Source organism: Geitlerinema calcuttense NRMC-F 0142 (assembly GCF_030285425.1).
The window spans coordinates 1-15,969 of record NZ_JASVEJ010000020.1; the positions used below are offsets into that span (position 1 = coordinate 1).

The 15,969-nt window shown below is 47.9% G+C and carries 14 protein-coding genes and 2 pseudogenes; 12 read left to right on the forward strand and 4 right to left on the reverse strand.

Annotated elements, in window-relative coordinates:
- The 4 genes and pseudogenes from QQ055_RS05200 to QQ055_RS05215 form a co-directional block, all read left to right on the forward strand.
- Positions 1-1,950 (forward strand): CHAT domain-containing protein (locus QQ055_RS05200; RefSeq protein WP_286004299.1); only part of this gene is annotated, 1,950 nt, incomplete at its 5' end.
- On the forward strand, positions 1,947-2,396 hold the full coding sequence (locus QQ055_RS05205; RefSeq protein WP_286004300.1) for a hypothetical protein: 450 nt from the start codon (positions 1,947-1,949) through the stop codon (positions 2,394-2,396). The genes QQ055_RS05200 and QQ055_RS05205, both read left to right, overlap by 4 nt.
- Positions 2,396-3,760 (forward strand): hypothetical protein, encoded by a 1,365-nt coding sequence (locus QQ055_RS05210; RefSeq protein WP_286004301.1) that lies wholly within the window; start codon positions 2,396-2,398, stop codon positions 3,758-3,760. The genes QQ055_RS05205 and QQ055_RS05210 overlap by 1 nt, the downstream gene beginning before the upstream one ends.
- A pseudogene (locus tag QQ055_RS05215) lies at positions 3,759-3,959 on the forward strand (flagellar assembly protein H); the annotation flags it as partial. The gene QQ055_RS05210 and the pseudogene QQ055_RS05215, both read left to right, overlap by 2 nt.
- Before the next feature lies 1 nt (position 3,960).
- Here QQ055_RS05215 and QQ055_RS05220 read toward each other — a convergent pair.
- Together QQ055_RS05220 and QQ055_RS05225 are read right to left on the reverse strand one after the other, a co-directional pair.
- Positions 3,961-4,140, reverse strand: a pseudogene (locus QQ055_RS05220) (hypothetical protein); the annotation flags it as partial.
- A 78-nt stretch (positions 4,141-4,218) separates the two neighbouring features.
- Positions 4,219-4,941, reverse strand: coding sequence for a Uma2 family endonuclease (locus QQ055_RS05225; protein ID WP_286004302.1), 723 nt, complete (start codon positions 4,939-4,941; stop codon positions 4,219-4,221).
- A 132-nt stretch (positions 4,942-5,073) separates the two neighbouring features.
- Between QQ055_RS05225 and accA the strand changes: the two genes are divergently transcribed.
- From accA to QQ055_RS05245, 4 genes are all read left to right on the forward strand, one after another.
- Positions 5,074-6,054 carry an acetyl-CoA carboxylase carboxyl transferase subunit alpha gene (accA, locus tag QQ055_RS05230; RefSeq protein ID WP_069965403.1) on the forward strand — a complete coding sequence of 327 codons (981 nt, stop codon included), beginning with the start codon at positions 5,074-5,076 and terminating at the stop codon, positions 6,052-6,054.
- Between the two features lie 333 nt (positions 6,055-6,387).
- Positions 6,388-7,113 carry an SDR family oxidoreductase gene (locus QQ055_RS05235; protein WP_286004303.1) on the forward strand — a complete coding sequence of 242 codons (726 nt, stop codon included), beginning with the start codon at positions 6,388-6,390 and terminating at the stop codon, positions 7,111-7,113.
- Positions 7,114-7,136: 23 nt separating this feature from the next.
- Positions 7,137-7,835 carry a GTP cyclohydrolase I FolE gene (folE, locus tag QQ055_RS05240; protein ID WP_069965405.1) on the forward strand — a complete coding sequence of 233 codons (699 nt, stop codon included), beginning with the start codon at positions 7,137-7,139 and terminating at the stop codon, positions 7,833-7,835.
- Positions 7,836-7,978: 143 nt separating this feature from the next.
- Positions 7,979-8,371: a hypothetical protein gene (locus tag QQ055_RS05245; protein ID WP_286004304.1), complete on the forward strand. Its 393-nt coding sequence runs from the start codon at positions 7,979-7,981 to the stop codon at positions 8,369-8,371.
- Here the strand turns inward: QQ055_RS05245 and dusB are convergent.
- Positions 8,332-9,387: a tRNA dihydrouridine synthase DusB gene (dusB, locus tag QQ055_RS05250; protein ID WP_286004305.1), complete on the reverse strand. Its 1,056-nt coding sequence runs from the start codon at positions 9,385-9,387 to the stop codon at positions 8,332-8,334. The genes QQ055_RS05245 and dusB overlap by 40 nt on opposite strands.
- A 238-nt stretch (positions 9,388-9,625) precedes the next feature.
- On the opposite strand from dusB, the gene QQ055_RS05255 reads away from it, so the two are divergent.
- The 4 genes from QQ055_RS05255 (at position 9,626) to QQ055_RS05270 (ending at position 13,978) form a co-directional block, all read left to right on the forward strand.
- Positions 9,626-10,159 carry a hypothetical protein gene (locus tag QQ055_RS05255; protein WP_286004306.1) on the forward strand — a complete coding sequence of 178 codons (534 nt, stop codon included), beginning with the start codon at positions 9,626-9,628 and terminating at the stop codon, positions 10,157-10,159.
- A gap of 388 nt (positions 10,160-10,547) precedes the next feature.
- On the forward strand, positions 10,548-11,096 hold the full coding sequence (locus QQ055_RS05260; protein WP_286004307.1) for an Hsp20/alpha crystallin family protein: 549 nt from the start codon (positions 10,548-10,550) through the stop codon (positions 11,094-11,096).
- A 198-nt stretch (positions 11,097-11,294) separates the two neighbouring features.
- Positions 11,295-13,211 (forward strand): molecular chaperone DnaK, encoded by a 1,917-nt coding sequence (dnaK, locus tag QQ055_RS05265; RefSeq protein ID WP_069965410.1) that lies wholly within the window; start codon positions 11,295-11,297, stop codon positions 13,209-13,211.
- A 143-nt stretch (positions 13,212-13,354) separates the two neighbouring features.
- A complete protein-coding gene (locus tag QQ055_RS05270; RefSeq protein WP_286004308.1) occupies positions 13,355-13,978 on the forward strand; it encodes an acetoacetate decarboxylase family protein in 624 nt (207 codons plus the stop codon).
- On the opposite strand, the gene QQ055_RS05275 is transcribed toward QQ055_RS05270, so the two are convergent.
- Positions 13,975-15,954 carry a protein-arginine deiminase family protein gene (locus QQ055_RS05275; RefSeq protein WP_286004309.1) on the reverse strand — a complete coding sequence of 660 codons (1,980 nt, stop codon included), beginning with the start codon at positions 15,952-15,954 and terminating at the stop codon, positions 13,975-13,977. The genes QQ055_RS05270 and QQ055_RS05275 overlap by 4 nt on opposite strands.
- Positions 15,955-15,969 lie beyond the last annotated feature (15 nt).

Genomic DNA, 15,969 nt, shown 5'->3' on the forward strand with positions numbered 1-15,969 from the left:
ATCAAACCCGACTACCACGAAGCTTGGTCTAACCGGGGTGTGGCGTTCTTTAAGTTAGGGGAATTAGAAAAGGCGATCGCCTCTTACGACAAAGCCCTTGAAATCAAACCCGACGACCACCAAGCTTGGTTAATGGCAGGACAAGCAGTAGGTAAATTAAGCCAATATCAACTTCAGTCTCCTTACCTCCTCGCCTTGCACAACCCCATCCTCAAACAATGGGGCTACAACGGAGAAATTACTATCTATAAAGCAGGCTTAGAACAGTGTCAACAAGACACCCATCCTGAAGGCTGGGGCCTGTTGCATCGTTTCATGGGCAGGGCGCACTACTTCCAAGGGCGACGAGATAGCCACAACCGTCTCCTATGGCGCGAAGCGGTGAAAGAATATAACCTCGCCCTGCAAACCCTCACCCCCCAAGCCTATCCAGAACGCCATCTCGAAGTCTTGCAAGACTACCTAAAAATCCTGTTCGCCTGGGAAGCAACAGAAAAAGCCCAACAAATTCGGCGAGATGGCACCGATCTTTTCAACCGCCTGCTAGCTGAATGCAAAAGCCCCGCTAAAAAACAACAACTCGAACGCCAATTCGCCAGCTTCCGCCAATTAACCGTAGACATCATCATCCAATCTGGCAACTGGTGCGCCGCCCTAGAACTCGCAGAACAAGGCAAAAACACCTGTCTCTCCTGGTTCCTCGATATCAACCAATCCCCCACCTACAGCGAGATTCAACAACTCCTCGCCCCCACCACCGCCATCGTCTACTGGCATCTCAGCCCCATCGCCCTGCATACCTTCCTCCTCACCCCCAATGCAGCAACCCCGCATTTAATCTCCTCCAACTCCCCCCAAACCGAAACCCAACAAGCGATCGAACATTTACAACGCTTTGAAACCTGGCTAAAAACCTGGAACGAACAATACAACGCCTACCGCCCAGACAAAAAAGACAAACAACCCCAAGACACCGCTTGGCGCGACACCCTCCCCCAACGCCTCCACGAACTCAGCGACATCCTCCAAATTCCCCACATCCTCACCCAACTGCAAAACACCCCCATCCAAACTCTCATCCTCATCCCCCACCGCGACTTACACCGCCTCCCCCTGCATACCTTCTTCATCGACTCATTCACCACCTGCTACCTCCCCAGCGCCGCAATGGGACTTTTGCAGAGTTCTCCATCCTCGCCCTATACCCACCTCGTCAACATCGAATCTCCCAACAGCACAGGCCTCCCTCGCTTACCCGATGCAGAGATAGAATCCGAAATTATCCGCCAACTCTTCCCCACCGTCACCAGCCTTTGCGACGCAGAAGCGACCCAAACCGAAGTTCTCAAAGCCTTACAAACCCAAGCTCAAGTCTTCCACTTTACCGGACATGGGATGTATAATTCTCGCCAACCCAGCCTATCCGCCCTCGCCCTCAGCCAAAAAGATCAACTCACCGTAACAGATCTCGCTAAACTTCCTAAAGAAACTCACAAAGAACGCCCTTTAAATCATTACCACCTCGCCACCCTCTGGGCTTGCAAAACCGCTATTACAGGCAACGAAACCATTACCACCGAGTATGTCGGTTTAGTCAGCGTCTTTTTAGGCTTAGGCGTGCATCAAGTCCTCAGTACCCTGTGGACTGTTGAAGATACCTCCAACGCTTTACTCAGCGTCGAATTCTATCGCTTAATGGTTCAAGAATCCTTAACCCCACCCCTCGCCCTCCAACAAGCCCAAAACTGGCTAAAAACCGTCACCAACGCCCAACTTACCCAATGGTACAGCCAACAAGCAAAAGAATTTACTGGCAAAGGCGCAAGACACTACCAACGTGCCGCCAAAAATCTTCAAACCGATATTGAAGGAGCTAAAATCGATCCAAACGATCGCCCCTACAAACATCCTTACTACTGGGCTGCTTTTACACTCTCAGGTAATCTATGAAAGTTACAGATGCCAACATTCTCAAAGCCTTTCTCGTTGCCCTTTCCCAACTCAGCGAACCCCTACCCGAAACCTTAAACCAACAGATTAATGCCATTGGTTTAGCCCTAGCTAAAGGTGATACAAAAGCTATAGAGAAACTCGAAGAAATTGCTTACAATAACCCGCAGCTTGAACCCCTCTATGATGGCATTGCTTGCGATCTCCAAAAGAAAGAATCCGAACAAGAACGCGATAAACTATTTGAACCCAATAGCCTCCCTTTAACGGATCGAAGTGACTTAACGCTTCAAGAAAATATTGTTGCCCCTTTACTCCCTCCTCCTCCTCGCTTACCAGAGATTGCTACCCCCATTTTGCAATCTCCCCAACCCCAAGAAGCTGCTAAAGTACAACTAGCCAAAATAAATGAAAATCCGAATTGGTTCTTGGGGTTACTTTTTTAATGAGTCGCTTAATTTATCCGAATCTAGACTTATTGGTTTACCAACTCCGCGAAGGCTTTGGCGACGATGAAGCAACCCTTAAAGCCAACCATCAAGCCTTTTGGCAAAATCTCCCCGAAGAACTCCGTAACCCTACCCCTCTAGCAAATCACGCAGACAATTTATCTGCATCTGCTTTATCGATTGCCGATCTTTCTTTTCACCAAGAAGCTGAAGCCCCTCGCTTAGATTATTGCGAACTTCTACCCCTAGCTAACCTATCTAAATCGACTTATCCCTTTCCCGAAATATCCCAAGGTATTTATCCCATCCAAGGCTATTATTACCCCGTTCGGATAGAAGATACCTACGCCTTATTATTCGATTGCTATCAAAACGATCCGCACGGCATCGTAGATATCAAAACTAGCTTTGAAGCCTTAAAAACCGTCGCCAACAATAAAACTGGCAATCTCGGTAAAGTTTGGCTCCTTTCCGGTATCTTACCCCAAGATTTGACCGACGATCTCCAACAACTCGCCCAAGATAGCTATAACGCTTTAGACTTAGGAAAAGGCGAGGTTAAACCCGCCGGAAAATTTTGCGGTGCAAGCTGTTTTGAAGTTTGGAACTACCCCCGACGCTGGCAAAGCATTGATGAAAATATTCATGTTTTTATTGTATTTTTTCCTGATCTAGAAACAGCGAAAAACATGGCGGATGCCTACCGATATTGGTTGCGCTTATTTGCCTATCGCAGCAAAATCATGTGGGCTTACCTGCAAACCAGAGAAATTAAAAGACGCTTGCAAGATAGTTATAAAATAATTTTCAACCTAGCAAAAACGTTAAACCAGCTAAACTTAGTAGGTTATGAAAACAGTTTGCAAACCTTAGCCGAAACTCTTTCCAGTTACGTCCAAAATCTAAATTACCTAGAAATTCAACTGAATACCTTAAAAGTCAATCTTTATAACTATCAAAAAACGCTCAAAGATTTAAGTGAAAAATTTCCCGAAACTCAGCTAACCGAGCTATCACATTTCATCGAAATTGTCAAAGAAAAATATCAAGCTCAAATCGAATCTGATATTGCCAGCCTTAGCCCTGGCTTGCGAGTCTTAGAAGACTTAATTAACAGCATCCGAGGCAAAATCGAAATTCAACGAGCTAAGAGCGATCGCAATCTCAACTATATCATCGCCGGAGCCAGCATCGGACTTGCCACCAGTGGAGTCACAGCAACAATTCTTTCCACTCAAGTCTATCAACCTGAAAATACTCAAAACAACCGAATGCCATTCACACGGGGTTTCCTGTGGAGTCTATCTCCCATTTTCTTCTTTGTCTTCATTGGCGCAGTTGCCTGGTATCGCAAACGATGAAAAGTACGCCTTACCCATCTATCCCGTCGTCATTTTCTCCTTTGAGACACCCCAACGCCAAGAGAGCGATCGCTATCAGGTTGAATTCCCCGACCGCAGAGTGCTAGATTTTAGTTTCGTGGCTATCCAGCTTAATCGCCTCAACTGGCGGGATTTTCTCACCGCTTCCAACCCCATCGCCGCCGCCTTAATGACCAAGGGGTTAAACGTCTTTCAACTTGATTTTTAATTAAGTGAATCAACAACCGTAGTAAATAGGATTCAATGTTCCGAATCGTTACTTGCTTGCTCATCCCCTCCAATTCATCAACCAATGCTAGGGCGACTTCATAATGTCCCTCAACAATTGCGCTTCTCAAATTGACTAATTCTTGAACCATTGCTCAGGTTTCCTTTAGCGTCCCCTCTCCAGCGAGAGAGGGGCTTGAAAATAAGATTGTATGAGAGTGAAAATCTCTCTAAGCTAACTCGTCGGGATTGATACCCATCTCTCGCAAACGATCTGCTAGACGGTTAGCCCGCTGTTCGGCTGTTTCCGCCCGCTGTTCTACTTGTTGAAGTTGCTGTTCTAGCTGTTGCAGGCGTTCTTGTACGGTATTGTAATCGAGGAATGGCGAACCATCGGGACGATAGAGCGTCAGGGTTGTCGCGTTGAGTTCAAATTGGATTTGCAAACGGGGACTGATCCAGCTATTCATTTCATCAATTACGTTGAGACGTGCTTGTTCTGGCACTTCTCCTTGATTCCGCAGCCAACCGGAAAGGTCATTTTTATCTGGATCGTAGACGTAGTATTCCTCTACACCATAATCGTTATAAAACCAGAACTTGCGGGCCATTTCCTTGAGTCGGTTTCCTGGGGACAAAATCTCAAACACGACTTGCGGCGCGATGTCATTTTCCTGCCACTGTTGATAAGAACCGCGATCGCCTTTGGGACGCCCGATTGCTACCATCACATCGGGAGCCTGACGCAGCTTATTATTGCCCTCTACGGGATACCACAGCAAGTCCCCAGCGACGAAGACATCAGGATTGCTAGCAAACCACCAGGCGAGGTTATGATAAATAACGCTAATCCAGCGAAACTGAATCGTATTGTCTGCCATTGGTTGACCATCGCTGTCGGGGTAGATGATGGGTGATGAGGTATCGCTTAAGGTCGAACGTGAAGTCACCATAAGTCTAAAGATTGATCGATGGAGGGTTCCAGGTTAGCTCATTCCCAATCTAACCAAATTCTTATATCTGAATCGACGCCTGCACGGTAGGATTTTAAAGGACTTTAACAAAGCGGGTCAGATTTAGAGAACGTGGCAACTCAAGAGCGCAAACCGTTACTTCTAGACTTTGAAAAACCCCTGGTGGAGTTAGAAGCGCGAATTAAACAAATTCGCGAACTCGCCGAAGAGAATGATGTCGATGTCTCCGAACAGATTCGCCAACTCGAAGCGCGGGCGGTACAACTGCGCCAGGAAATTTTTACGGGACTTTCGCCCTCCCAACGGCTGCAACTGGCTCGCCATCCCCGTCGCCCCAGTACGCTAGATTACGTGCAGGCGATTAGCGATGAGTGGATTGAGCTACATGGCGATCGCTCTGGCTCAGACGATCCCGCCCTCGTGGCTGGTGTCGGGCGGCTTGCAGGGCGTCCTGTGGTCATGCTAGGACATCAAAAAGGACGAGATACCAAGGATAACGTGGCGCGAAACTTTGGGATGGCTTCCCCTGGGGGATACCGCAAAGCGATTCGCCTGATGGAACACGCCAACCGCTTTGGAATGCCCATTATCACTTTTATTGACACCCCCGGCGCGTGGGCGGGTGTGGAAGCCGAAAAGCAAGGTCAAGGGGAAGCGATCGCCTATAATTTGCGCGAGATGTTCCGCTTTGATGTGCCGATCCTCTGTACCGTAATTGGCGAAGGCGGTTCGGGGGGCGCTTTAGGGATTGGCGTGGGCGATCGCCTTTTGATGCTCGAACACGCCGTTTACACCGTCGCCACCCCGGAAGCCTGCGCCGCCATCTTATGGAAAGACTCAGCCAAAGCCCCGCAAGCCGCAGAAGCGCTGAAAATTACAGCTTGGGACTTAAAAAATCTTGGCATCCTCGATCGCATCATCCCCGAACCGATCGGCGGCGCTCATAGCGAACCCCTAAAGGCTGCCGCTACCCTCAAACAAGCCTTGCTCGACGATCTAGCTCAACTTGATGCCCTAACCAGCGAGCAACGCCGAGAATTGCGCTATCAAAAATTCCGCAATATCGGTGTTTTCCTGGAAGCCTCCGCCTAAAAAGCTCAATCTGGGTTGAGATAAAATCCCAGGACTTGGAGGGGAGTGATATAATTTCAGTAACATTTGTTCACAATTTTCTCAGTTCAAGTCTCCTGCTGACCTGAATGGATGGAAATTGCCAGGGAGTGCGATCGCCCTCTAACTCCGAGCGAGCATTGTCTGCACTTGCCCCGTATAGCCTCTGGAGATGCGATGGAGAGTATTTCATCCCCGAACTTGATGACAACCCGCCCCTGTGGGTTCGAGCTTGCCAACAGACGACATCCGATCCAGAGCCGCTTAGTTTCGCGTATTCCCAGACAGAATGCATTGTTAGATGGCGAATAAAAGATGACTTTTGCAACTCACAAGCGTGCCTTAATCACAGGCGCAAGTAGTGGAATTGGCAAAGCTACGGCCCTAGCCTTTGCTGAAGCTGGCATTCACCTAGCCTTAGTGAGCCGCAGCGCCTCTAAGCTAGAAGCCGTTGTCGCCCAAGCCCAAGCCCTGGGAGTAGAAGCTAAAGCCTATCCCCTAGATTTGGCAGAAGTCGGCCAAGTGAAAGATCGCATCGCCGCGATCGCCACAGAATTTGGACCGATTGACATCTTGGTCAACAATGCAGGCATCGGTTATACCGGAATGCTAATGGAAACCTCCCTCGCTGACTGGCAAAGCGTTTTGGATATTAACCTCACCAGCGTGTTTCAGTGCATCCAAGGAGTCATTCCCAGTATGCGCGATCGCGCCAGTGGCACCATCATTAACGTTGCCTCCATTGCTGCTCAAAATGCCTTCCCCAACTGGGGAGCCTACAGCGTTAGCAAAGCGGGCTTGTTGATGCTGTCCAAAATTCTCGCCACCGAAGAACGCAGCCACGGCATCCGCACGATCTGCATCTCTCCCGGTTCTGTCAATACTCCCATTTGGGATACGGACACGGTTCAGGCAGACTTTAACCGCAATGCCATGCTAACGCCAGAAGTCGTTGCCCAAACCATCTTGCACGCAGCCCAATTACCAGCATCCGCAGTCGTTGAAGAATTAACCCTGCTCTCCAATGCTGGTGTCCTTTAAGTTTTGAGTTGAGTTTTGTATTTATGACTATCGCTTCCTCAAACGGTTCTAGATTTTCCGATAGCGCTCAAGAAAAAGATGCGAACAACCGCCTTGTGACTCGTCCGGATCGTTCAACTTCCACCACCCAAAAAGCCACTGAAGCAAACATTAGCGACGAGCAGATGATGGAAGCCGTTCGCACCATGCTCTTGGATGTCGGTGAAGATCCAGAACGCGAAGGACTGATCAAAACTCCCAAACGGGTGATGGAAGCGATGCGTTTCCTCACCAGCGGCTACAACCAGTCCCTCGAAGAACTGGTGAATGGAGCCATTTTTGATGAAGGTCATAACGAGATGGTTTTGGTGCGCGATATCAGCTTATTTAGCTTGTGCGAACACCACATGCTTCCTTTTATGGGTAAAGCCCACGTCGCGTATATTCCCAACGAACGCGTTGTCGGTCTAAGCAAGCTAGCTCGTATTGTAGAAATGTATGCGCGTCGCTTGCAAGTGCAAGAAAGACTGACTCGCCAAGTCGCAGAAGCTATTCAAGAAATCCTAGACCCCAAAGGCGTCGCTGTCGTCGTCGAAGCCAGCCACATGTGCATGGTGATGCGCGGCGTGCAAAAACCCGGTTCTTGGACGGTGACAAGCGCAATGGTGGGAGTATTCCAAGATGACCAAAAAACCCGCGAAGAGTTCTTAAACCTGATTCGCCATCAACCCGCATTTTTCTAAATAACGCCAAGGTGGGTTAACTCCCACCTTTTTTTTGTTCTATCCTGGGTTGGAGAATGGAGATTTTAGCGCGTCGGTTGAATTGATGCCCACAAACCCTCACCGATTCATGAAATCTCCCTACTGAGTTTGGCAGAAAGTCGATGAAGAAAGCACTGTGGTTTATTGTTGCAGCGATCGCGCTAACCTATTTCCCCAGCAAGGCTACCCTGGCGCAAAATCTCAACTGTCCAACCCTCGATGAGGCGTTAGTCCCCTTAGAACATCCCGTTCGGACTCGCTTAAATCAGTATTATCGCGCCCAAGGTCATTCTGGCGAAGTGAGTAATATCGTGAGAGTTGGCAATTACGGTGCGGCTTACTTGTGGAACGCAGATGCCGGATCGGCCACGCCTCTGGCGATAGAATTTACAGGCGAGAGCTTTCAGCAAACTGCGATCGCCTCTTCTAGCGTTGCTGAGGTTTTAAAATCCTGGGGAGCTTCTGCCGATGTTGCTCAGTGTACATTGCAATTATTGGCAGAATCAGGAATTTGAACCCAAGGTTTTGATAACTGCTCAATGGTTCTATCAATTAACTCAAACCCCTGCGCCACAGACTCCACGCGGGAAAGCTGGCTTCGCAACTCTCCCGCACCGCTAAACCCTTTTGCATACCAAGCCATGTGCTTGCGGGCTTGTTGAATGCCGCGCTGCCCCTTATATTCATAGAGCGCCTGTAAATGTTCTTTCGCGCACTCCAAACATTCAACTGGCGTCGGTTTTGGCAAGCATTCACCCGTTTTGAGAAAATAATCAATTTCTCCCACTAAAAACGGATACCCTAGCGTTCCCCTCGAACACATAACCCCATCTGCACCCGTTGTCTCTAAACATTTAACCGCCGCTTCTATCGAAAAGATATCCCCATTTGCAATAACTGGAATCGACAGAATTTGCTTCACCCGACCAATCCATTCCCAATTTGCCGTACCATTGTAACCTTGGGCGCGAGTTCTACCATGCAGCGTTAACATTGCAGCCCCCGCATCTTGCATCCGTTGGGCAAAATCTAAGATATTAATTTCATCCTCAGACCAACCAATGCGGGTTTTTACAGTCACAGGAATATCTACTGCTTTCACCACTTCCCGAACAATCGCTTCAGCAATATCGGGTTGTCGCAATAGCGAAGAACCGCCCCCATTTTTAGTAATTTTATTCACAGGGCAGCCCATATTGATATCAATGGTATCAGCTCCCTCAGCCATTGCTTTTTGAGCCGCAGTGGCTAAAAAATCGGGGCGACAATCAAATAATTGAATGCTAACCGGGCGTTCGTTGGGATCGACTTCCATAATTTTAGGCAATCCCTTCACATGGTTTAAGCTAGAAGCTTGTACCATTTCGGTATACATCATCGAATCGGGTGCATAGCGCCGTACTAACCGCCGAAAAACCAAATCGGTAACGCCCGATAGAGGAGATTGTAAAACGCGGCTTTTGACCGTTACCGTCCCAATTTTTAAGGGAGTTGAAAGTCGAGCTTGCAATTCGGGGTTCAGGGCAATCATAGAAGAAAGCTAACACGGATAGGCGCGATCGCACTTTAGGCAAACTTTCCTTATTTTAGCTTAAATATCTGTTCTCCCGAACCAAACTCCTTAATATCGCATCTATCAATAGAAATAAAAAATTAAACTGAATAACTCCTTCAGATGAAGTAAGCGAGTCTAAATACTCAGTTGTTAAGATGAGCATACTTTCAATCTTCCGTCCTTTAACTAACCCAGTTTTATTGGAGAATACCTCATGAAAAATATTGTTTCTAGTGTCATGACCGCCTTAGCAATGGGAACTTCTGGACTTTTAGGAATGAGTGCTTTCGCTCCCTCTGCCGAAGCTCAACCCGCTCAACTTCTTCGTCCAGCTCAAGATAGAGAAATTACAGTCACTCAACTCAGAAACTCTGGTAGCTTAGGACTCAGAAGCCACTTTATTGATGTGGCCGTTCGAGACTACCCACTCAACGCGCTAAGAATTACGCTTCCCCCCGATGTTTATAGCGTTAACAATATTGAAATCAGAGATGCTTCTGGCGCAAGAGTTGAAGCTCAAACTATCAGAGAAGGTCGCGATTTAATGATTGCTTTTGACCAGAATGTTGTCAGCAATGATAATTTGCGAATCCTGATGGATGGGGTGAGATTAAGATTACCCGTTCTGAATACTGGCGGACATGTGGAATATCAAGTTGATGCAATGAAGGAAGGCTTTACCCAAATGCTACCTTTAGGCTTCGCCCGCGTTAATGTCCAAACCCAATCTTCCGGCAGCCAAACCTAGGGTTTTGCTCTCCCGATAAAGTTCTCAATTCTCAGAAGAGGTGAATTCACCTCTTCTTTTTTTGGTCAATTGAGGTCAAAGTGTACGGCAATTTCTAAAAACAAGGAGTGCTGAGTGCTGTAGCTTGCTTCCGCGTAGCGGTGTGCTGAGTGGGAGTAGAGTGCTGAGTTAATAGTGACCAAGTTTTACTATTTCTTCTTCCCCAACCCCTAACTCCCAATTCCCTTCTTCCCCCATCCTCTCCCTGAAAACAGCGTAATGACGGCAAATACAACAGTTGTTTTACGGTTTGCCCCAATGTATTCCACCGTTGAGCTACCTAAGATGAAATGTAGTAAAGCAAGCTCGATCTTAAACAAGATTGCAACCCGATCGAGGAGAGGTGGAGATGAAATCTTTTGTCTACTGGCAACCCTGGTCCGAAATTCAACCCTTACCATCCCAGTTAAAACCCGAATTGCACACAAGTCGCACAACTTCACCCCGCAATAGCGCGCGTCCTTCTCTTCCGGCCGTTGAAGTTCAAACCACTGAAGAGACATTAATTTTACAGGTTGAACTGCCTGGAGTGGAAGCCAAAGATATTGACTTACAAGTCACTCGCGATCGGGTTGCGATCGCCGTTAGCCGTTCGCGTCAAAACCAACCCCAAGGCGTTCTTTACTCCGAATTTCAGTATGGCGCATTTCAAAGAGCGATCGCCCTCAGCGAACCCATCGTTGCAGACCGCGTTCAAGCTAAATTAAACAACGGAATTCTCACCCTAACCCTGCCAAAACTCAAAGCCGTACAACCCGAAGTCGTGAGAGTCAAGCTAGATACTCCCTCAACTCAACCTCAAACAGAACATTCTCCTGCGATTAGCGAACATTCCTCCCCTCGTCAAGCGAACTTCTCAGAACTCGAAGATCCTTGGGTGGTTTCCGCCTCTGCGTAACCGTCCCTCCCTAGGTACGGTAAACCCCCCTTCATGAGATAGGCTAACCGCGCTCAGTATAGATAATTAATAATCTACGCGCTCATTCGTAGCCAACCTGCCCGCAAGAAGGCTTCTATTAACAGCTTTCCCTCACCCTCAACCCCCTGGCAAATTGCCGCCAGACTTCTGTAGTAACACTCTCATCGAAACACTCTTATGGCTAAAGTAGTTGGAATTGACTTAGGTACGACAAACTCCTGCGTTGCTGTTATGGAAGGTGGTAAACCCACTGTAATCGCGAATGCAGAAGGCTTCCGTACCACCCCCTCCGTCGTTGCTTACGCGAAAAATGGCGATCGCCTAGTCGGTCAAATCGCCAAACGTCAAGCCGTTATGAACCCGGAAAACACCTTCTATTCCGTTAAACGGTTCATCGGACGCAAATTTGACGAAGTAACCCACGAGTCCACCGAAGTTTCCTACAAAGTCCTTCGCGACAACAACGCTAACGTCAAACTCGACTGTCCCGCCCAAAGCAAGCAATTTGCCCCCGAAGAAATTTCCGCCCAAGTGCTGCGGAAACTGGTAGACGACGCCAGCAAATACCTCGGCGAAACCGTCACCCAAGCCGTAATTACCGTTCCTGCCTACTTCAACGACTCCCAACGGCAAGCCACCAAAGACGCCGGTAAAATTGCCGGGATTGAAGTTCTCCGGATCATCAACGAACCCACCGCCGCTTCTCTGGCTTACGGTTTAGACAAAAAATCCAACGAAACCATCCTCGTCTTTGACTTAGGGGGCGGTACCTTCGACGTATCCATCCTAGAAGTCGGCGATGGCGTCTTTGAAGTCTTAGCCACCTCCGGCGACACCCACCTCGGCGGCGACGACTTTGACAAGAAAATCGTAGACTTCCTGGCTGAAGAATTCAGAAAAGCCGAAGGCATTGACCTCCGCAAGGACAAACAAGCCCTGCAACGCTTAACTGAAGCCGCAGAAAAAGCCAAAATTGAGCTTTCTAGCGTCACCCAAGCAGAAATCAACCTGCCCTTCATTACCGCCACCCAAGACGGACCAAAACACCTCGATACCCAACTGACTCGCGGCAAATTTGAAGACATTTGCTCCGATCTGATCGAACGTTGCCGCATCCCGGTTGAAAACGCCCTACGCGACGCCAAACTGACCAAAAACGACATCAACGAAGTCGTCATGGTTGGGGGTTCTACCCGCATTCCTGCGGTTCAAGAAATGGTTCGCAAGATCCTCAAAGAACCCAACCAAACCGTTAACCCCGATGAAGTGGTTGCTGTCGGTGCCGCAATTCAAGCAGGCGTCCTCGCAGGCGAAGTCAAAGATATCCTTCTGTTGGATGTTACCCCGCTATCTCTGGGGGTTGAAACCCTCGGCGGCGTGATGACCAAAATTATCCCGCGCAACACCACCATCCCCACCAAGAAATCGGAAGTCTTCTCTACCGCTGTTGACGGTCAAACCAATGTTGAAATTCACGTTCTCCAAGGGGAACGGGAAATGGCCACCGACAACAAGAGCTTGGGAACTTTCCGCCTAGATGGTATCCCCGCAGCCCCTCGCGGCGTACCTCAAATCGAAGTCACCTTCGATATTGACGCCAACGGTATCCTGAACGTCACCGCGAAGGATAAAGGTACGGGTAAAGTCCAATCGATCAGCATCACGGGCGCTTCTACGCTACCAGGCGATGAAGTGGATCGGATGGTTAGAGAAGCAGAAAGCAATGCGGAAGCTGATAAAGCGCGTCGCGAGAAAATCGACCGCAAGAACCAAGCCGACGCCCTCACCTACCAAGCTGAGAAGCAAATTAGCGAACTCGGCGATAAGGTGCCCGCAGCAGATAAGACGAAAGTTGAAGGCTTGATTAAAGACTTGCGCGAAGCCATTTCTCAAGAAGATGACGATCGCATTAAGTCTCTGACGAGCGAACTGCAACAAGCCCTCTACAGCATTAGCACCAATATCTATCAGCAAGGCGGTGGCGGCACCCCTGGCGATGATGGCGGCGCAGGCCCCACAGGCGGTGGCGGTGCAAGTTCTAGCGGCGGTTCGGATGACGATGTAATTGATGCTGAGTTCTCTGAAACCAAGTAGTGCAAGAATCTGCCCCCAGGGATAGATAACCCTTAAGGATCGAGGCTGATAATGGAGAAAGGACTCTCTATTGTCAGCCTTTTTGCTGGATAGACGGGCCTGTAGAGTCGGTCGCTTCAGAACTCTTGTATTTTAATTTTGAGATGGTTTATCCCCCTTCCTCTTGGACATTGCGCGGTTTTGGTCTGCAAACCGTACATTTAGTCGATCTCGATCGGGTGCGTTCTTTGATTCCACCCCAGTTGGAAATTGTGAGTTTATTTCCGGGTAAAACCCTAGGCGGAATTTATCTGGCGCATTACGAAAGGGGTTCAACCTTGGAATATAACGAGTTAATTGCAGTTGCTGCGATTGTGCGTTCGGGCTGGCGGTGGGGTGGCTGGATTTCTCATATTTATGTCGATAATCCTGATTCTGTAGCGGGCGGGCGGGAAATCTGGCATTTGCCCAAAGAACTGGCCCAATTTCAGTGGGAAGGGATGAATCGAGTGACGGTTCGCCAAGAGGATCGAATTCTTTGTTCTCTCCAGAGTTCTCCGGTGAGTTTGAGTTTACCTCTGAGCGCGAATTTGCCAGTGTTGAGTTGCGCCAATTCCTCTTTATTCTTGTTTCACGGTGAGTTTCAAGGTAAAACAGGGCGGGTTGATGCTCAGTTAAGTATCCCGCGAGAAAGCCCTTTAGCTGCTCTTGGGTTGGCTAAACCGTGGCTGAGTTTGAGCATTCCCTCGCTGAATTTTGTCGCCCAAACCCCAAAAGAGGCAAATTAGCTAAAAAACATGGGTTCAATTTCCCACCATTTTTGGCTAGGGGGCTGTCGGCTTGTGTTGGTACCGCAATGAATTTCCCCACCTTTGCGAAAGTAAGGGTCCCAATCATCAATAAAGTGACAGACTAAGCCTAGAGGCTCTAAAACTCCTTTAACGTAAGCTTCAAATTGGCATTGTTGATGAATTTGGGGGCCAAAGGGTTTGGGAATCGCTAAATGCTGGTTGAGTACGAGAAGATTAACCATATTGGGGAAAAAAGCCTCTGCCCGTCCATCGTCATTATCAAATAAAGCGGGTAAATCGATGATGTCTTCTTCCCCTAAACCTAATTCTTGTTTTAGAGTCTCTCGGTTCCAGTTAATGTATTCTTGAAATCGCTGGTTGTGACTGGCTAATTCTGGGTTAGCAAGAACCTCGGCGACGCTAATATCAGCCGGTTTTTGATAAAGTTGTTTGCCTTGTCGCAATAAGGCTTGAGAATGTCCTGCCTTTTGTAACTGTTGCAGAAGCTGATAGCACCGATCTGGACTGGCAAGAATAAGTTTAAATCCTTTAGCTGTGGGAGCCGGAACAAAGTTCATAAATTCATCAATATGCCCGACACTCAGCCAGTCAGAAAAGATTTCAAAGGGGGCCTGAATTTTTTGAGCCAAGAAAAAGTCCCGCAAAACTTTTAACTTGCGGCGCGGTTCTTGAATAATTTCAGGGCGCGTTCCTCCAAAGATAATACGACCAAAGGGATAATTGACCCCGTTCACTGTGACGGGTGGAGAAACTTCTAAATTCCCAAAAGAATCGAGTTTGGTGGCTGAATGGCGACTTTTACGAATGACATACCCAAAGCTACTACTGATGAGTTGGCGGTTAGTGAGATGGTCTAAACCGCGATCGCGCGGAGAGTCTAACACGACATGAATGAATTTGCCAGGGGCTTGAGTGTAGCCAATTTCAATCTCGTCTCGCATCCAAGGATCGTCTTTGTGATACTCGTAGGGAACGGGATCGAGTTGTACGTTAGCTTGAGCAGCTACCTTTCTGAGTTCCTCGATAAAGGTTTCGTTATCTCCTTGAGATAAACGAGAAACAAAGACCATGAGGGGCGATAAGGTGTTCGGCGTCATCATCCAGGGCGCAACCCGAAAAATAACGCGATCGCTATAAATTGTTTCTCTATCTTTGACTAGACTTAATGTGATTTCAACCAAGCCATCAAAATCTATATCGGGATAACTGAGTCCCTTAACTGCTAAGAGAATATCTCGATCGGTTTGCTTGATTTTGGCTTTGGTTTTCTTCGGGTTGATTAATTCATTTCCACCGTCTTCGAGTTTGTCATAAATACAGATGCGTTGAGCCGTTTCTTGACTCACTGACAAGTAAAGTTCGCAACCCAAAGGTAATTCTTCAATCCCTGCTCTGCGAACAATCATAAAGCTTGAATCTTGCAAATCAAGCAAGCCTCTCAGCCGTTCTCCCTCGTCATATTGATTCTCAGAATGAACGGAATCGCGGTCTGTATTCACAATCAAAATTGCGCCATGTCCCTCTCTTCCCCATTTCCAACTGCTTTTATGGGGATTATTACAATCGACAACTCCATCTCGATCTGCATCTACATCTAAACAAATCCGCAGACAGGTGAATTTAAGGTGAACTTGGCTTAGGGGATAGCCTGTTTCATCTTGAAACGCAATTTCTAAAGAGCGGTCATTTAGGCGATCGCTAAAAGTTCTGGCAACTAGGGTAATGGTAGGAAGCTGTTTGAGAGGAACGAATGCGGGGGTATCAATGCGTTGGTGAGTTTGGGAGTAAATTTCGATTTCTCCGCACGCTTTCAAGCTAACGATTGAGTCTTCTTGAGGAGCTAGATGTTCTAAATAAATCTGTAAGGGTCGATCGACTCCTAAAATATCTTCATGAATCCTGGATTCTTCTGAAGAATCGGTCGATGTTTGGATTTGAAATAAACTTTTCACGAATAATCTGAATGG